We start from the raw sequence: 17,133 nt of genomic DNA, 5'->3' as shown, positions 1-17,133 counted from the left end.
GGTGATCCGCGAACGGATTGCCGAGCAGGTCCGGCTGCTGATGGATGCCTCCGCCAATCTCGACGCCAGCCGGTTGCATATGGAAGCGGCGTTCCTGGCCACCAAGGCCGACATCCGCGAGGAGATCGACCGGCTGAAGACGCATGTCGCGTCCGGCCGGGTGCTGCTGGCAGGCGGCGGCGCCATCGGCCGCAAGCTCGATTTTCTGGCGCAGGAATTCAACCGCGAATCGAATACGCTGTGTTCGAAGTCGAACGCCGCTACGGTCACCGCCATAGGGCTGGAGCTGAAGGCGGTCGTCGACCAGTTTCGCGAACAGGTCCAGAATCTGGAGTAACCCTGATGGTCGCCAAGGAGCCGATGGTTGCTAAGGATTTGGGCTCCCGTATTCGCCGACGGGGCCTGATGCTCGTGCTGTCGTCGCCGTCCGGTGCCGGCAAGTCGACGATTGCGCGCAATCTCCTGGAAAGCGATTCTAGCCTCGAACTGTCGGTCTCCGTCACCACGCGGCCGCGCCGCGGCAGCGAAATCGAGGGCGTCCATTATCATTTCCGCACCATGCGTGAGTTCGAGCGGCTGCGCGATTCCGACGAACTGCTCGAATGGGCCGAAGTGCATGGCAATTGCTACGCGACGCCGCGTGAGCCGGCCGAACTGGCGCTGGCACAGGGCCGCGACATGCTGTTCGACATCGACTGGCAGGGTGCCCAGCAGCTCAAGGAGAAGATGCGCGCCGATATCGTTTCCATCTTCATCCTGCCGCCCTCGATGAAGGAATTGAAGGCACGGCTGAAGCGCCGCGCCGAGGACCAGGAATCGGTGATCGAGACGCGTCTGAAGAACGCCCGCAACGAGATCGAGCACTGGAAGGAATATGATTTCGTCATCATCAACGACGATCTCGATCGTGCCTTCGCCGAAGTGCGCGGCATCGTCATCGCCGAGCGACTCAGGCGCGACCGCCGGCCCGGCCTGTTCGATTTCGTCTCGGGCCTGCTCGACGAGAAGACGGATTAGGCGCCTTCCTTCTCCCCGTAAACGAGGAGAAGAGCTACACTGCGTTGGTCAACCGCACGAATTCTTCGATATCAAGCGTTTCGGCGCGCCGCGTCGGATCGATGCCGGCGCGCGTGAGCAGGGCTTCGCCGCCGAGGCCCTTGACGCTCTGGCGCAGCATTTTGCGGCGTTGGCCGAAGGCCGCTTCGGTGACGCGGCTGAGCTTCTTGACCTCGGCGGGCAGGGGACTTGCCCGCGGCACCAGATGCACCACCGACGACACCACCTTGGGCGGCGGCGTGAACGCTTGCGGCGGCACGTCGAAAGCGATCTTTGCTTCCGTCCGCCAGCCTGCCAGCACACCCAACCGGCCATAGGCATCGCTGCCGGGGCGGGCGACGATGCGCTCGGCCACCTCGCGCTGGAACATCAGCGTCATCGATGCGTAGAAAGGCGGCCAATCGGCAACGGTCAGCCAGCGCACCAAAAGCTCGGTACCGATGTTGTAGGGCAGGTTGGCGACGATCCTCACAGATCCGTTGCCCCCAAGCGCCCCTTGGGCAAGCGCTGCAAAATCCGTCTTCAGCGCATCGCCGGCAATGATCTCCAAACGGCCCGGATAGTGATCCGACACCTCCGCGAGCGCCGCCAGGCAGCGCTCGTCGCGCTCGATGGCGATGACCCGACCAGCGCCGTGGGAAAGCAGCGCCCGGGTTAGGCCGCCGGGACCCGGACCGACCTCGATCACCGTGGCGTCCGTCAGGTCGCCGGCGGTGCGCGCGATCTTGCCGGTCAGATTGAGGTCGAGCAGGAAATTCTGGCCAAGCGCCTTTTTTGCCTGCAGCCCATGGCGTTCGATCACCGCGCGCAACGGCGGCAGCCCGTCGATGCTCATGCGACCGCTCTCATGCAAAGCCTCATGCGATGGCAGCCTTCGTCCCGGTGTCGGCAAGCCTGCGGGCGAGCCTTAGCGCCGCGATCAGGCTGTCGGCCCGGGCTATGCCCTTGCCGGCGATATCGAAGGCGGTGCCGTGATCCGGTGAGGTGCGGATGAAGGGCAGGCCGAGCGTGACGTTGACCGCCTCGTCGAAAGCCAGCGCCTTGGCCGGGATCAGCGCCTGGTCGTGGTACATGCACAGCGCCACATCGTAGCCGGTTCGGGCGCGGGCATGGAACAGCGTGTCGGCCGGCAGCGGCCCGAAAGCATCGATGCCTTCTGCCCTCAGCCTGTCGATCGCCGGGCGGATGATGTGCTGATCCTCGGCGCCCATCGCGCCGCCTTCGCCGGCATGCGGATTGAGGCCGGCAATGGCAAGCCGAGGCTTGGCGATGCCGAAACGATGTTCGAGGTCGGCAGCGGTGATGCGGGCGGTCGCAACGATCAAGTCCGTCGTCAGCGCTTTCGGCACCTCGCTCAACGCAATATGGATGGTGACCGGGACCGTGCGCAATTCGGGACCGGCAAGCATCATCACCGGCATTGCTTCGGCGCCGGTGTGGAGCGTCGCCAGATGCGCCAGATACTCGGTATGGCCGGGGAAACGGAAACCGGCATCGTAGAGCGGCTTCTTGGCGATCGGGCACGTGACAACAGCCGCTGCGCGACCGCCAAGGCAGTCGTCAACAGCGCGGTCGATCGCCTCGATGATGCCGGCGGCGTTGGCTGGGTCCGGCCGGCCGGGGTCGTCGACGAAGCGGGCGACTAGCGGCACGATGGGCAGGGCGCGTGTAAAGACGCGCGCCGCTTCGGCTGGCATTGTCTCCGTGATTGGCATATCGGCGACGAGCCGGCGCGCCCGTGCGGAAACCAGCGCCGGATCGGCGAGAAGATAGAAGGGCGGCACACCGGCGCTGTCGCGCGCCTGCCAGGCGGCAATGGCGATCTCCGCCCCGATGCCGGACGGATCGCCGACGCTCAACGCCAGCGGAAGCTGTATCTCTGGCACGCCCAGGGTGTCTTAGCGCTCGACGATGCGGGCTTTCTTCCGCAACTCCTCGACGTACTTCTTGGAGAGCTCGTCGGCGTCCTTGCCGGTTGCGCCTTCGCTCTGGAACACCATCTGGGCGGCCTTGTCGTCGGACACTTCGCGTGACGAGCAGATGCCGATGAACTCGACCCCGCGATCCGTCTCGCGCGTGCTGGTGGCACCCCCGACCTTGGTGGCTTTGATCTGGTCGGCCCATTCCGGCGGCAATTGCGGCGCCAGCACCCGGCCGAGATCGCGAACGGTGACGTCGATCAGGCCCTTGGCAAATTCGCGCGAGGTGTTGCAGCCGTTGAAGCGGGCGCGCATGGCGTCAGCCTCGCGCTTGCGCTTGGACAGCGTAGCGCTGCGCTCGGCCGCCGGCACGACGAAGATGACTTGCTGCAGCATGTATTCCATGGCGGTCGGCTTGGCGCCGCCCTTGTCGAGCATGCGCCTGACTGCGTCCTGCTCGCTCATGGCGCCGCCGCCGCTCTCGGAGCGATGGCGCGCGGTCAGCGCCTGATTCCAGGCCATCTGGGAGCGGATGAACTCCTTGAAATGCTCCTTGCCGACGCCGGACTGCGCCATGACGCCATCGAGTTGCTTGAGCTGCATCTTGTTGGTCGTGGCAAAGCGCTGATAGGCGGCGTCGACCTGGGCGTCGCTGATGCGGATGCCGAGACGCTTGGCTTCGGCGACGCGCAGCGTCTGCTCGATCATCTCGTCGGCGGCGTCGCCTTTCTTGCGCTGCAGGCGCAGGAAGGCAGCCCGATGCTGGATGTCGCCGGTGGTGATCGGTACGTTGTTGACGACGTATTTGATCTGGCTGGCGAAAGCCGGCGGCGTCATCATGGTGATCGAGGCCGAGGTCGCCGCCACCAGCAGCGCGAACCCTGCCGAAAAGAGGTATTTCCTCATCGAAAGCATCCCAATTCTATCTCGGTTCCGGCCCAATTCTATCTCATTATGAGGGAGCTGAAACCCGTGCCTGCCCTATGCGGCGAAACGATGTCGTTAGAGCGACGTGCGTCCACTTGGGCGCACAAGGTACTCTCTAAACACTTTGAATCTACGCATCGTGCTTTCCGAAAATCAATTCCGACTTTCGGGCCGACACGTTGGCCGCCTGTTCCGGCCGTCTGCTGCTGGCCAGCCGTCTGCTACTGGCTAGTGTCTGCTACTGAATGGTGTCGATGGAGCTTTGTGACGAGCCGAAATCGCCGAGCGTGCGGAACGACAAGTTGAAACCGATGTTCTGCGACACTTCCTTGGTTTCCAGGTCGCGGGATTCTGAGAACGTCATCAAATAGGTGAAGCATGAATCACTATAGGCAAAGCCGACCCCGTCCTTGACCAGGACACTTTGCTCCAGATCGTAGGTGCCGGTGCCGAAGACACGCCAGTTCTCGGCAAGTTGCGTCGAGGCGCCGAGCGTGACCTCATGGCGATCGGTCGTGAAGCCATAGAGCGGCTGCGCCTGGATGAAGGCATATTTGGCGCTGAGCGAAATCGGCAGGCCGGAATAGGCTGCTTTCACCTCGGCGCGGCGAACCTCAAGGCTCTGCTCGTCGAAACGGCCGCTGACCGAGCCGGAAACTCCGCTGGGGCTATTAAAGCCGACGAGGCCGACATAGTCGGAGGTCTCGGTCTCAAGACCGGAATCGGCTCCAACATTGACCAGGTCCGGCGAATCGAAGGAGTTGCGACCGCCCAGCTGGTAGGATTGGCCGAACAGCGCGTTGGTGCTCCAGCCATTGTCGTAGGCGCCGGAATAGCGCAGCCCGACATTGGCGCGCGTGCCGCCTTCCATGCGATCGTAGCCGGAGAACTTGTCACGCTCGAACAATGTCGTGGCGTCGAAGACGAAGCTCTGGGCGTCCTCGTTGGGGACAGCGAGGCCACCGACATATTGCTCGTTCGGACGCACGAACACCTGCGCCATCGGCTCGAAGATGTGGCTGGAGCTGGTCGACGAGAACAGCACCGGCCAGCGCATTTCCAGCCCGGCGGTCGCCATGTAGCGGGCGAGTGATGTCCGCATGTCATCGCTGGCATTTATCTCCGGGTTCATCGCCATCTGGTTGATGGCGGTGAGCGAGGCCGAGGACGCATTCACATAACCGACGTCGCCGCGCAGCGCCAGCAGCGGCGTCAGCAGCAGCCCGCCATCGGTGGTGAAGGTGCGCTTCCATTCCGCTTCGGTGGTGAGGCGGCCCGACTGGCCCTCGATGCCGCGGACATTATTGACGGACGCAGCGTTGTTCGGATCGGAAAGGATCCTATCCAGCCTTTCACGGCTGATGGCCTGTGCGTTGACGTTGAACGACAATTGCCCGCCGCCCACAGCCATGTCGGGGATGTAGGCGTAGTCGAGCGAGGGCAGCACCCAGGGCTGCTTGCCGGCGCGCGCGGTCGGATCGTCAGGGAGCGTCTTTTCCTGGACCTCGAAGCGCATGGCGCGCACGTCGAAATAGTTGCGGCCATTGAGGCCTGTCAGGTAGATCGAGGAGTGGTGCACGCTCTCGTTGAAGTCTTCGATGGCGTAGGTGCGCGAGAAGTTCTTGTCGGTCTGCAACAGGACATCCCAGCCGAAGTCCCAGCGCGGATTGATGGCGAACTGACCCTTGGTGCCCATCATGCCGCGGAACTTGTTCGGGTCGCCGGCCGAACCTGAATCGACATTGTTGCCGTGGCTGTCGATGAATTCGTCGGGGTCCTCTTGCCGGATGCCGGCGACCTTCAGGCTATACTGGCCGTTGTTGAAGCGCTGGCGCCACTCGGCCTCGCCGAGGAAGCCTTGCTTGGTGTAGCCGCTGCCGGTGACGGTGAGGTCATAGGTTGGTGAGAGCGCGAAATAATACGGGACTTTGACGCCGACGCCGAGCTCGCTCTTGTAGGCAATGCCGGGAATCAGGAAGCCGCTCTTGCGCTTAACGGTAGGGTCGGCAATCTCGAAGGCCGGCAGATAGGCAAGCGGAAAGCCGAAGAACTCGAAATTCGAATTCTCGAAGCGAACCGTCTTCTTCTCGCCGTTCCAAATGATCTTTCTGGCTTTGATGCGCCAGGTCGGCGCTTTGTCTGGTTGGTCCTCGCATGGCTCGCAGGCCGTGTACACGCCGTTGTGGAACGTCGTCAGCACGCCGCCCATGCGTTCCGCGCTTTCGGCGGCGAAATATGCCTTGTCGACGGTTTCGACACGCAGCGCGTTGACGAAGCCATCAGCGAAATCGTCGGTGATGTCGACATGCTGCGAATAGATCTTGGTGCCGTCGCTGTTGATGACCTCGACATTGCCGCTGGCGACGAGGCGCTTGGTGTTGCGATTGTACTCGACCCGCTGGGCGACAAGGCGGTTGCCGCCATAGTCGATCTGGACGCCGCCGACGGCCGTTACTGTCTGGTTGTCGTTGTCATAGACCAGCGTATCCGCCGCCAGCAGCATTTGCGAGCCGGCGGGGACGTCGGCTGCCATGTCGCTGATATCCTGGGCAGAAGCCGGAATATTCGGGACGACGCAAGCGAGCAGGCATGCCAAGGCGCTCGCCCCATAGAGGCGCGCCAAACCGGCCTGCCTATGGATGCGCAAAACCGCCCCCCTCACTAGCCGTCTTCCTTGTACAGCAAGAAAGTCACCCCGAAGAACATAGCCACGACAACCGGAACCCATGCAGCCACGACTGTGGGTACGAATCCCGCCACGCCGAATGCCTTGACCAGCACCGTCACGACATAAAGCAGAAACCCAGCCAGGACGCCACCCAGAATCATCGTCGCGGATTGTCCCATCCTCGCAAATCGCATCGACACCGTTGCGGCAATCAGCGTCATGGCGACGAGAAGGAACGGCAGCGCCACCAGCGAATCAAACTGCATGGCAAAGGCATTTGCCTTGAGGCCGAAGGAGCGGGCAACCTCGATCTTGCTGGGCAGATCGTAGAAAGGGATGGTTTCCGGGCGCGCCAGCCGCTCTTGCACGAATTCGGGCTTGAGATTGGTCGACACCCGGTCGCTTGCCACCGATTGGATGTTGCCGTCCCGGAAAACCTTGACGTCCTGCAGTTCCCAGTAGCCATCGCGCAAAAAGGCGTGCGCCGCGTCCTTGCGTTCGACGATGTCGCCTTGCGGGCTGAGGATGAAGAAGACGGCATCGGCCATCTCGAGGCCCTGATTGAGAATGGCGCGCGCGCCGATGATGGTATCGCCGGTACTGGTTTTCTGCCGGATCCAGGGCTCGGCGTCGGCCGACACGGCGTTCGACTTGCCGGAGCGGAGCTGGGTTTCGATCTTTTCGGACCAGGAAAACGCATGCGCGGCGATCGGATTGATGACGCCGACCGACAACACGCCGAACAGCAGCGCCCCGATGCAGCACGGCAGCAGGAATTGCCATGCGGATACGCCGGCGGAACGCGCGATGACCAGTTCATATCTGCGATTGAGCGAGACCAGCGTCGCCATCGCCGAGAATAGCCCGACGAACGGCACCGTCTGCAGCATGATCATCGGCATCCTCAGCGCTGAAATGGCGAACGCCGTCCCGTAGGTGAAGCCCGGCAAGCCGGTCGTGCGACCGGAAAGCTCGGTGAAGTCGATCAGGAACACGAGCGCCAACAGGCCGATGAAGAACCAGATGGTGATCGTCACGTAGCGGAAGAAGAAGTATCTACCCAGGGTCCAGCCCATTAGCGTGTCCAGCCCATTAGCCGGCCCCTTGGCCAGAAGCGCCACGCCTGGCGAAGCGAAGCTTGATGGCGCTCCAGCCGTCACTGAAGCGACCGGCGAAATTCGTCATCCAGTCGGCCCAGGCGACCGGCAGCTCCATGGTCCGGTTGGAGACTATGAACCATGTCGCGACCGCGGACGCCACGATAGGAACGCCGTAGACCATATAGGCATATTGCGGAACGTTGTCGGCTTTACCGGCGGCAAAGAAACCAAGCCAACGTACGAAAAGCGCAATCGCGATGGCCGTGATCAGCGGATGGATGCGCGCCTCGCGATGGGACCGCGCATCTCCCGCGACCGCAAGCGCGATCAGCGCGAAGACAAGTGAATAGGACCATTCGGAAAAACGCTGGTTGAGCTCGGCCAGATACCTGTTCGGCTTTTTTTGGAACGCCTTGTCGTTCGGACTGGGATTGAGCAGGTATTGGGTCGTCCGGTCCTTCGGCAAAAGCAACACGTCCGATGAGGCCGACATGAAGGCGGACAGGTCGAAGGCATAGGAGGTGAATCGGATGACCGAAAGATCGCCGGTCAGCGTTTCGCGATGGATGACGCCGTCGTTCATCATCAGCACCTTCTCGTCGCCGTTTTCGATGATGGCTCCGGTCTTGGCGTAGTAGATGAGGTTAACGCCTTCTTCGCGCGAATCGGCGACGAAGATGCCGCCGAGGCGGTTGTCCGGAAGCCGCTCGCCAATCTGCAGGAACAGGCCGTCGTCGATCTTGCGAAAGGTGCCTTCCTGGATGATCAGCGACAACAGATCGGCACGCGACGACGCCACCAGCTGGCGGTTTTTCTGGCGTGCATACGGATCGACGCCGTTGTCGACGGCGAACGACAAGACGCTGGCCGCCAGCGCCAGCAGCATGATCGGCCTGACGATGGTCCAGCGCGAGGCGCCCGCGGCGTTCAAGACGGCAAGCTCAGAATCGGAATTCATCGCGCTCAGCGTCTGAGCGACGGCGACCACCAGGGCGAAGGGCACGACGATCGGGATGATCGACGGAATGATCAGCGCAGCGACCTCGAAGAAGGTCAGCGCCGACTGGCCGCTGTCGGTGACGAGATCGATGCGGGCGAGCACCTGCGTCGTCCACACGATCGCCAGCGTCCAAATAAGCGCTGCCAGGAACACCGCCAGCGCGCGACGCATGATGTAGCGTTCAACGACCTTCATAAAGGCTTTTCTCGATTTTGCCGAACGGCATCATGCCTCCAGACAAAGTAGTCGTCCGGCGACGCCTGCACAACCGGTCCCGTTTGGCGGTTCGATCTGGTTTCCCGTCCCACATCGTTATTCCCGGTGGCCGGAGTGTCGGCGGCAATGGATAAGAAAGGGCGAACATCGATGGTTAACAACAGGTTGCGGCAGCAAAGCGGGGCCGTGCCGCGACGAATCGCCGTCGATTCCATCCGCCATATGGGATCTGATTCCGGCAAAGTCTTGCCAAATGCCGGAAAACGACCAAATGTCGCGCCGATCACGGTCATGGCCGCCGTGGCCGCGACGGGTACAGACATGGAAGCAGAAGTAACAGAATTGCGCGGTCAAACCGGCCAGGAATCGATTTTTCACGGTGCGATCGTGATCGGCGCCGGCGCGGCGGGGCTGGCCGCCGCCCATGCGCTGAAAAAGGCCGGCGTGCCGACGCTTGTCCTGGAAAAGGAAAGGCGGCTTGCCGAGCCCTGGTACCGGCGGCACGAACGGTTGCATCTCAATTCGCATCGCGATCTCTCGACGCTGCCTGGCGTCGATTATCCCGCAGGCACCCCCGCCTTTCCCCACAAAACAGCAGTCATCCGCCACCTGAACGATTTCAGCCAGGCGCACAATCTGCCGATCCGGCTTGGCGTCGCCGTCGAGGAGATCGCGTTCAGCGGCGATCAATGGACCGTTGAGACCAATGCCGGGCCCCTGCCGGCGCATCATGTCGTCGTTGCCACCGGGCGCGACCGGCAGCCGTTCATTCCGCAGTGGAAGGGCGCCGACGACTTTGCCGGCCGCATCATGCATTCGGCGGATTTTGGCAAAGCCGAGGATTATGCGGGAAAAAAGGTGCTGGTTGTCGGCGCTGGCAATTCGGGCTTCGACGTGCTCAATCATCTGGCGGGGGCGAACGCCGCCTCTATCTGGCTGTCGGCGCGCAACGGCCCCTCGCTGCTGCCCAAACGCGTCGGCAAGATCGCCGTCCACAGGCTTTCGCCGTTCTTGGCGCGATTGCCGATTTGGCTCGCCGATGCGGTGATGGCGGCAACGCAGCGCCTGGTTTTCGGCGACCTGACGAAGTTTGGCCTGCCGCCCGCGTCCTCGGGGGGCGCAAGCCGCCTGACCGACGACTACACTGCGATCGCCACCGACGACGGCGCCGTTCGCGCCATCAAGGCCGGTCAGGTCGTGGTACTGCCGCAGGTAAGGGAATTTACCCGCGACGGCGTCATCCTCGACAACGGCAACCTGATCGCTCCCAATATCGTCATCGCGGCGACCGGCTACCGCACCGGGCTCGAACGCATGGTTGGCAAGCTCGGCGTCCTCGACGGCAGGGGCGTTCCCCTTTTCAACGGCGGCGAGACCGACCCGAAATTGCCCGGCCTGCGGTTTACCGGCATGCGGCCAAGCATTCGCGGTTGCTTCGCCAATGCCCGAATTCAGGCCAAGGCAATCGCGCAGCAGATCGTCAGGCAGAGGCGATGAACTGAAAAATAGGGTGGTGCTTGCGGTCGGAAACGGCCAAGTATCGGGTTTCGTCAAGGCACTCTTCCAAAACCCAACGCCGTTCCCGAAAGCAGGACATGATGACTTCGAGACCTTCGATCGCCTTCGCCAAATTCGCAGCGCCCAAAAAGGGCAGTGTCTTCGTGCTGGCGGCCAACGATGGCGGTCTCGGCGATGCGGCAAAGGCTTGCGATCCGGCAAAGACCCTGGAGCGGGCGTTTCCGGTGGCCGACTTTTCCGGCAAGTTCGCCAGCCTGGTCGAAGTGCTGGCGCCGGAGGGCACATCGCTCGACCGGCTGGTGGCGGTCGGCGTCGGCAAGGTCTCGGGGCTCGACGACCATGCCTGGCTGAAGCTCGGCGGCACGATCGCTGCATCCTTGCGCAAGGCCACCGAGGTGACCGTCGTGCTCGATCTGCCGGATGCTGACGTCGGCGGCAGGCAAGCGGCACAGCTTGCCGCGGGCATCCTTCTGCGCAGCTATACCTTCGACAAGTACAAGACGAAAAAGGACAATAATGACGGCCAGCGCGATGGCAAGAAGGCCGAGCCCAAAAAGCCGGTCAAGGTGACCATCCACACCACCGATCCGGCGGCGGCGAAAAGGGCCTTCGCCGACGAGGTGGCGGTGATCGACGGGGTGCTCCTGGCGCGCGACCTGGTCAACGAACCGGCCAATATACTCGGGCCGGTGGAATTCGCCGCCCGCGTCAGCGAACTGGAAGCGCTCGGCGTCACGGTCGAGATCCTGGTCGAGAAGGATATGAAGAAGCTCGGCATGGGCGCGCTGCTCGGCGTTGCGCAAGGCTCGCCGCGTGGCGCCCGCATAGCCGTCATGCGATGGAACGGCGGCAAGGCCAAGGACAGCCTGGTTGCCTTCGTCGGCAAGGGTGTCACTTTCGACACCGGCGGCAATTCGATAAAGACGGCCTCCGGCATGGAGGACATGAAGGGCGACATGGGCGGCGCGGCCGCCGTGACAGGGCTGATGCACGCGCTGGCCGCGCGCAAGGCCAAGGCCAACGTCGTCGGCATCATCGGGCTAGTGGAAAATGCCGTCGACGGCCACGCGCAGCGTCCCGGTGACATCGTCACCTCGATGTCGGGTCAGACCATCGAGGTGCTCAACACCGACGCCGAAGGCCGCCTCGTTCTGGCCGATGCGCTGTGGTATTGCAACGATCGCTTCCAGCCGAAATTCATGGTCAATCTGGCGACGCTGACCGGCGCCACCATGGTCGCGCTCGGCCAGCACTATGCCGGGCTGTTCTCCAACGATGACGAATTGGCGAACAGGCTGACGAGCGCCGGGCAGGCGACGCAGGAACGAGTGTGGCGGATGCCGCTCGGCGCCGAATACGACAAGCTGATCGATTCGAAAAATGCCGACATGAAGAACATCGGCGGCCGCTACGGCGGCGCCATCATCGCGGCGCAGTTCTTGCAGCGCTTCGTCAAGGATACGCCCTGGGCGCATCTCGACATCGCCGGCACCGCGATGGGCGCGCCGTCCAGCGAGATCAACCAGTCATGGGCCTCCGGCTTCGGCGTCAGGCTGCTCGACCGACTGATGCGCGACAATTACGAGGGGTGAGGCCTTTCAAGGCGCAATCATGGCTGACGTCCTATTCTATCACCTGACCGAATCGACGCTGGAGGATGCGCTCCCCGGCCTGCTCGAGCGCAGCGTCGATCGCGGTTGGCGCGCCGTGGTGCAGGCCGGCACCGAGGAGCGGCGCGACGCGCTGGACCAGCATCTGTGGATATTCAGAGACGATTCGTTCCTGGCGCACGCGACGGACCGCGAATCCCATCTGGCCGAGCAGCCGATCCTTTTGACCACCGGCCAGGACAATCCGAACGAGGCGCAGATACGCTTCCTGGTCGACGGCGCGGCGCCGCCGGAGCTTGGTAGTTATGAGCGCGCCGTGTTCCTATTCGACGGCCACGATGCGGCCCAGGTCGAGGCGGCGCGCATGCACTGGAAGACGATGAAGGAAGCCGGCCACGCGGTCACCTACTGGCAGCAGACTTCAGATCGGCGCTGGGAACGCAAGGCGTGAAGCTGCCGCCTTGGCTATCGTCAACCTGGGATCAGATCGCCGAGCAATCGGGTCGCGATGTCGAATAAAGAGCATCGGACCAAAAGTGGAAGAACCCTGAAAGGGTGGTTTGCTGATCGTTGAGACGCGCTACAACTGAAGCCGTTCAGCCAATTCAATGAAGTCGCTGATCACCAGGTCCCAGGCCTGATCAGGGTGCAAGTCCGTGGTCTGCGCTAATCCGTGCTCGGTCGGACGCGGGACAAAGGCTGTTCGCAATCCGCATGCCCGAGCCGCTGCAAGGTCGCCATTGTGAGCGGCCACAAGACAGATCTCATCTGGCTTCATTGCCAGGACGTCAGCGGTGCGAAGATAGGCTTCCGGCATCGGCTTGTACGCTCGCACGACTTCGGCGCCGAGGATCGCATCCCAGGGGATGCGGCTACGCTTCGCCATGTTGAGCATGAGGACGATGTTCCCGTTCGAGAGCGGCGCGATGATATAGCGGGCCTTCAGCCGTGTGAGGCCTGCCACCGCGTCCGGCCATGGCTCCAATCGGTGCCATGCCAGGTTCAGTTCGTCCAGCTCGGACGCCGGCACCGACGCCGGGTCGATCCCGAATTCTGGCAAAACAGCTTCCAGATTCTCCCGATGCAGCACGTCGAGCCGTGTAAAGGGCCGTCGGCCGCTGCGCACCTCCTCCATCGCTGGGGAGTAACGGCGGCGCCACGCATCCGCGAAAGCGGTAGGAATGGCCGTTCCGGCTCCATGCCGCTTCAGGAACGGTTCAGCTTCGCGCGCCACGCCGCTGCGCCAATCGACGACAGTGCCGAATACGTCGAATACCAAGGCACGTACACCATCCAATGGCATCACATTCGGCTCCTTGATCCGCACACTGCGTCTTTGGCATGGATCGGCCTGAGAAGTCGACCGCACGGACCCGGTCGGAAACGGGCTGGTTCGCCAACTCAGCTTGCCCTTCATGGATTAACCGGCCGTCGATCTTCTGGCAGCACCGGTTCCGTGTTCTCGACCTCATCGCCGTCATCTACCTGTCAAAAAAGTGTCAGGTGAGCTGGAATAGGCCTCGGCTTGGCCCGTTAACCCGCCATCTCAACCGGAGATGGAAGGTGCTTCCATGCTGCATAGCGTTCCCACGACGAGGGCCACAGTCGGTGCATTCGCCGATGCCGAAGGGCGGCAGGCATGGTTGTTCCGGCCGCTATCACCCAGATTGGTCATCGGCTTGCTTTCCCTGCAAGCTTGCACCTTTGTCATTCTTTACGGATTGGACGGCCTGCCGATTGAAGGCCGACTGTCGCTCTCGGTCTTCGCCGGGGTCCTGATCGCCTGGGTAGTGCTCGGCCTGCCCGACATGCCTGTGGCGCTCGCCGGCGCGCTTGCCCTTGTTGTTTCGGGTGCGGTCGACGAAGAGGCCCTCTTTGCCACGCTCGGCAGCGAAATCATCTGGCTCCTGATTGCCGCTTTCGTCATGGCGTCGGTCATGCGCAGCAGCGGTACCGCCGAGCGCCTGGCAGGCGTCGCGCTGACGCGCTGCAGGACGGTTTCCCGAATGTTCTGGGGCGCGACGCTGGTCATTGCGCTGACCGCCTTCGTGATTCCTTCTACCTCAGCCCGCGCGGCGATCCTCATGCCCGTGTTCTTCGGTCTTTCGAGTGCGATCGGCAGACCATCCGTGACCAGAGGGCTCGCGCTTCTGTTTCCCTCCGTCATCTTGCTCTCAGCCTGTGCTTCGCTGACCGGAGCTGGCGCACATCTGATTGCCGCCGATTTCATGAGGCGTGTCAGCGACACAGACATCGGCTTCGCCCACTGGGCGCTTCTCGGCGGGCCGTTCGGGTTCGTCACGAGTCTGCTTGCCTGCGGCCTGATCCAACTTCTGTTTCTGTCCGCCGAAGACCGCAGGGCCGCGATCGGCACGCTACCGGTCAGGCACCGTTCAAATTCATGCAGCGATGCTACCGTGCTGACAATCATGGGCGCGACCGTCCTGCTTTGGGCGACGAACGCGCTGCATGGACAGAATATTGCCGTCATCGCGCTCGTCGGTGCCTTGCTTGCCGCTTCCAAGCCGGTGTCGGGGATTTCGCTTAAAGAGGCGCTTAAGGGTGTCGAGTGGAACCTGCTTCTGTTCCTCGCGGCCACGCTTTTGATCGGCGAGGCGCTGCTCACCTCCGGCACCGCACGCTACCTCGTCGACCAGACGCTTGCGGCGCTCGGCGGCCACCTGTCATTAGCCCCATGGATGGTCATCGCCATCGCTGCCGTGATCTCAAGCCTGGCACATATCGTGATTATGTCTCGCACTGCGCGCGCGAGCGTCCTCATCCCAGCGGTTGCCTTGCCGCTTTCGGCGTTCGGCGTCGATCCATCGGTCCTAATCTTCGTGACGACGATCGGCAGTGGCTTCTGTCAGACGCTGATGGTCTCGGCAAAGCCGGTTCTCCTGTTCGGTTCTGCGGAGACCCTAACCTTCACACAGGCAGACCTCCTCCGGCTGGCTCTGTTCCTCTTGCCGCTCTTCGTCGCTCTGCTCGTCGCCTTCTCCTTGTTCGTCTGGCCGCTCCTTGGCCTGCCGATCGAAACACTTTCCACAATGCCCGCCAAGGCATGACTTCCGCCTGCTATTTTAGAAAGGAAACCAAAATGTCGATGACGATCCTGATTGCGCCTTCCGGTTTCAAGGAGAGCCTGACTGCCGATGAAGCGACGGCGTGCATCGCTGCCGGAATTCTACGGGCGATGCCGGACGCGACCATTCTCAAGGCGCCGATGGTCGATGGCGGGGAGGGCTTCACCAACGCACTGGTCAATCTGACCGGTGGCACGCTGCACCGGTTATCCGTCACTGGCCCGGTGGGGGACCCGGTAGACTCCTTCATCGGATTCATGGGTGGTCAGCCAGTCCGCACCGCCGTGATAGAAATGGCCGCAGCGGCGGGCCTGCGTCTCGTTCCACGGGATCGCCGCGACCCGTGCCTGACGACAAGCTTCGGCGTCGGCGAGCTCATCGGCGCCGCCCTCGATGCCGGTGCCGAGCGAATCCTGCTTGGCTGCGGCGACAGCGGCGTCAATGACGGTGGTGCCGGCATGGCCGAGGCGCTCGGCGTGCGGTTTCTCGACGATAGCGGCCGCCCGCTCGCGCGAGGCGGGGCCGCGCTCCGGCATCTCGCTTCTATCGACATGACGGGCATCGATCCCCGCCTCGCGAAGGTGCGGATCGATGCGGCCGTCAACTGGCACAATGTGCTGCTCGGACCCAAAGGTGTTGCCCGCGTGTTCGGTCCCCAGAAAGGAGCAACGCCGGCGCAGGTCGAGGAGCTTGCTGCAGCGATGGAAGTCCATGCCAAGGCGATCGAGCGTGCGACCGGCATTCAGGTTGACACCGCTCCGGGTGCCGGCGCATCGGGCGGCCTAGGAGCAGCCGTGCTCGGCCTTCTTCTGGGCCGGCTCCATCCGCGCTACGAGATCGTGATGCAGTATCTTGACCTCGACGCGTTGATCGATCGCGCGAACCTGGTGATCACCGCCGAGGGAAGCCTGGATGGCCAAACGCCCTATGGCAAGGTGCCATCCGAGGTGGCGCGCCGCGCCAAGCTGCGCGGCCTGCCCGTCATTGCACTCGCCGGAACGATTGGCAAAGGTGTGACGCTCAACTTCGAGCACGGCATTGATGCCTTCGCCAGCATTCTCAAACGGCCGTGCTCACTGGAGGAAGCGATCGAAAATGCCGGCAAGCTGCTGACGCGAGCCGCCGAGGATGCCGTGCGCCTGATGAGCGTTGGTATAAGGCTCGCCCGACCTCCAGCCCGCATTGTGCGGCGCATGGCAGAAAACGGCCTGGTATGCCACAGCGGCGACACCGGACTATTGCGGCCTCATAGCGATTAAAGGCGAAAAGGGGCTTTAGAGATCCGTCCTACCCGGCGATTTGCCTTAGCGAATGCGAACTCCGACCCACGAGCGCCAGTTGCCTCTAACGTCGGCTTTCGAGATGCCATCTCGGCAGGGGGGAATGACCGACTAGGGTCACGGCTTCCGCTTAAACTTCTCCGCAGGAATGGCAGAGAAGGGTCGTGAGCCGAAATTCAACTGAGACACCGCCCAGCCCACTTGACGAAAGGTCGACCGCGCGCAAAACTGCTAAGATGTCAGACCAATTTTGGATCTAAGTGCCCATGCGAGCGCGCGGCGAACTGCCCGGGGCACCTGCCACGCGTGTGGCAATCGCCACGCTCCCGCCGCTGGATCGCGGCAAGCAGGTCATGGAGGCGCTGGCCGACTATGTCGAGCGCGCCGCGCTGAAGAGCGGTGACCGGCTTCCGACCGAACGCGAATTGATGGCCGCGCTTTCCGTCGGGCGTTCGACGATACGGGAGGCGATGGGGCGTTTCGAAGCGCTCGGCGTCACCGAGACCCGCAAAGGCAGCGGCACCTACCTGCTCAAGCCGATATCCGCCGGCACGATCCATTTGCCGCTGTCACTCAATACGGCAGAGCTGCGTGACGGTCTCTTGCACACCCTCGAGGTGCGCCGCGGCATCGAGGCCGAGGCAAGCATGGTTGCGGCGCGGCGGCGGACAGCCGACGATCTGCGGACGATCGAGCAAAAACTCATCGAGATGGAGCGCGTCCATCTTGCCACTGGCACGTCGGGCCCGGAAG

16 protein-coding genes are annotated in these 17,133 nt (G+C 62.9%); 8 read left to right on the top strand and 8 right to left on the bottom strand.

Features of this window, described 5'->3' with window-relative positions:
- Window positions 1-337 (top strand): DUF1732 domain-containing protein (locus tag EOC93_RS27565; protein ID WP_164759299.1); only part of this gene is annotated, 337 nt, incomplete at its 5' end.
- Window positions 338-342: 5 nt separating this feature from the next.
- Complete coding sequence (gene gmk, locus EOC93_RS27560; RefSeq protein WP_164759298.1) at window positions 343-1,017, top strand: guanylate kinase; 675 nt, start codon at window positions 343-345, stop codon at window positions 1,015-1,017.
- Window positions 1,018-1,051: 34 nt separating this feature from the next.
- Here gmk and rsmA read toward each other — a convergent pair whose 3' ends face one another.
- From rsmA to EOC93_RS27525, 7 genes are all read right to left on the bottom strand, one after another.
- The gene (gene rsmA, locus EOC93_RS27555) at window positions 1,052-1,891 is read right to left on the bottom strand and encodes a 16S rRNA (adenine(1518)-N(6)/adenine(1519)-N(6))-dimethyltransferase RsmA (protein ID WP_095483202.1); all 840 of its coding nucleotides are present in this window, start codon (window positions 1,889-1,891) and stop codon (window positions 1,052-1,054) included.
- 22 nt (window positions 1,892-1,913) lie between these two features.
- Window positions 1,914-2,942, bottom strand: coding sequence for a 4-hydroxythreonine-4-phosphate dehydrogenase PdxA (gene pdxA, locus EOC93_RS27550; RefSeq protein ID WP_095483203.1), 1,029 nt, complete (start codon window positions 2,940-2,942; stop codon window positions 1,914-1,916).
- A 12-nt stretch (window positions 2,943-2,954) separates the two neighbouring features.
- Window positions 2,955-3,890, bottom strand: a complete 936-nt coding sequence (locus EOC93_RS27545; protein ID WP_164759297.1) for a peptidylprolyl isomerase — start codon at window positions 3,888-3,890, stop codon at window positions 2,955-2,957.
- Window positions 3,891-4,140: 250 nt separating this feature from the next.
- On the bottom strand, window positions 4,141-6,564 hold the full coding sequence (locus tag EOC93_RS27540) for an LPS-assembly protein LptD (RefSeq protein WP_164547244.1): 2,424 nt from the start codon (window positions 6,562-6,564) through the stop codon (window positions 4,141-4,143).
- The gene (lptG, locus tag EOC93_RS27535; protein WP_095483301.1) at window positions 6,564-7,646 is read right to left on the bottom strand and encodes an LPS export ABC transporter permease LptG; all 1,083 of its coding nucleotides are present in this window, start codon (window positions 7,644-7,646) and stop codon (window positions 6,564-6,566) included. Before lptG ends, EOC93_RS27540 begins: the two co-directional genes overlap by 1 nt.
- Window positions 7,647-7,662: 16 nt before the next feature.
- A complete protein-coding gene (lptF, locus tag EOC93_RS27530) occupies window positions 7,663-8,865 on the bottom strand; it encodes an LPS export ABC transporter permease LptF (protein ID WP_095483204.1) in 1,203 nt (400 codons plus the stop codon).
- The gene (locus tag EOC93_RS27525; protein ID WP_127206190.1) at window positions 8,862-9,179 is read right to left on the bottom strand and encodes a hypothetical protein; all 318 of its coding nucleotides are present in this window, start codon (window positions 9,177-9,179) and stop codon (window positions 8,862-8,864) included. Before EOC93_RS27525 ends, lptF begins: the two co-directional genes overlap by 4 nt.
- 28 nt (window positions 9,180-9,207) lie before the next feature.
- Between EOC93_RS27525 and EOC93_RS27520 the strand changes: the two genes are divergently transcribed.
- From EOC93_RS27520 to EOC93_RS27510, 3 genes are all read left to right on the top strand, one after another.
- Window positions 9,208-10,383, top strand: coding sequence for an NAD(P)/FAD-dependent oxidoreductase (locus tag EOC93_RS27520; RefSeq protein WP_127206189.1), 1,176 nt, complete (start codon window positions 9,208-9,210; stop codon window positions 10,381-10,383).
- A gap of 101 nt (window positions 10,384-10,484) precedes the next feature.
- A complete protein-coding gene (locus EOC93_RS27515; RefSeq protein ID WP_095483303.1) occupies window positions 10,485-11,996 on the top strand; it encodes a leucyl aminopeptidase in 1,512 nt (503 codons plus the stop codon).
- A 19-nt stretch (window positions 11,997-12,015) separates the two neighbouring features.
- A complete protein-coding gene (locus EOC93_RS27510) occupies window positions 12,016-12,465 on the top strand; it encodes a DNA polymerase III subunit chi (RefSeq protein ID WP_095483205.1) in 450 nt (149 codons plus the stop codon).
- A 129-nt stretch (window positions 12,466-12,594) separates the two neighbouring features.
- Here EOC93_RS27510 and EOC93_RS27505 read toward each other — a convergent pair whose 3' ends face one another.
- Window positions 12,595-13,317, bottom strand: a complete 723-nt coding sequence (locus EOC93_RS27505; RefSeq protein ID WP_095483304.1) for a haloacid dehalogenase type II — start codon at window positions 13,315-13,317, stop codon at window positions 12,595-12,597.
- Between the two features lie 268 nt (window positions 13,318-13,585).
- Here EOC93_RS27505 and EOC93_RS27500 point away from each other — a divergent pair, with 268 nt between their 5' ends.
- From EOC93_RS27500 to EOC93_RS27490, 3 genes are all read left to right on the top strand, one after another.
- Complete coding sequence (locus EOC93_RS27500; protein ID WP_158302505.1) at window positions 13,586-15,082, top strand: SLC13 family permease; 1,497 nt, start codon at window positions 13,586-13,588, stop codon at window positions 15,080-15,082.
- A 32-nt stretch (window positions 15,083-15,114) separates the two neighbouring features.
- Complete coding sequence (locus EOC93_RS27495; protein ID WP_095483305.1) at window positions 15,115-16,359, top strand: glycerate kinase; 1,245 nt, start codon at window positions 15,115-15,117, stop codon at window positions 16,357-16,359.
- 287 nt (window positions 16,360-16,646) lie between these two features.
- Window positions 16,647-17,133, top strand: a 487-nt coding sequence (locus tag EOC93_RS27490; protein ID WP_164759296.1) for a GntR family transcriptional regulator, incomplete at its 3' end; no start/stop codon positions are given.

This window comes from Mesorhizobium sp. M6A.T.Ce.TU.002.03.1.1, assembly GCF_003997275.1.
Taxonomy (GTDB): Bacteria; Pseudomonadota; Alphaproteobacteria; order Rhizobiales; family Rhizobiaceae; genus Mesorhizobium; species Mesorhizobium mediterraneum.
This window is presented reverse-complemented; position numbering and strand designations above follow the sequence as displayed.

Bases quoted from the DNA above. Each gene is read 5' to 3' on its own strand.
- gmk (WP_164759298.1), top strand. From the start codon at position 343: ATGGTCGCCAAGGAGCCGATGGTTGCTAAGGATTTGGGCTCCCGTATT.
- EOC93_RS27505 (WP_095483304.1), bottom strand. From the start codon at position 13,317: ATGCCATTGGATGGTGTACGTGCCTTGGTATTCGACGTATTCGGCACT.
- rsmA (WP_095483202.1), bottom strand. From the start codon at position 1,891: ATGAGCATCGACGGGCTGCCGCCGTTGCGCGCGGTGATCGAACGCCAT.
- lptG (WP_095483301.1), bottom strand. From the start codon at position 7,646: ATGGGCTGGACCCTGGGTAGATACTTCTTCTTCCGCTACGTGACGATC.
- EOC93_RS27515 (WP_095483303.1), top strand. From the start codon at position 10,485: ATGACTTCGAGACCTTCGATCGCCTTCGCCAAATTCGCAGCGCCCAAA.
- EOC93_RS27525 (WP_127206190.1), bottom strand. From the start codon at position 9,179: ATGACCGTGATCGGCGCGACATTTGGTCGTTTTCCGGCATTTGGCAAG.
- lptF (WP_095483204.1), bottom strand. From the start codon at position 8,865: ATGAAGGTCGTTGAACGCTACATCATGCGTCGCGCGCTGGCGGTGTTC.
- EOC93_RS27500 (WP_158302505.1), top strand. From the start codon at position 13,586: ATGCTGCATAGCGTTCCCACGACGAGGGCCACAGTCGGTGCATTCGCC.
- EOC93_RS27520 (WP_127206189.1), top strand. From the start codon at position 9,208: ATGGAAGCAGAAGTAACAGAATTGCGCGGTCAAACCGGCCAGGAATCG.
- EOC93_RS27495 (WP_095483305.1), top strand. From the start codon at position 15,115: ATGTCGATGACGATCCTGATTGCGCCTTCCGGTTTCAAGGAGAGCCTG.
- EOC93_RS27545 (WP_164759297.1), bottom strand. From the start codon at position 3,890: ATGCTTTCGATGAGGAAATACCTCTTTTCGGCAGGGTTCGCGCTGCTG.
- EOC93_RS27510 (WP_095483205.1), top strand. From the start codon at position 12,016: ATGGCTGACGTCCTATTCTATCACCTGACCGAATCGACGCTGGAGGAT.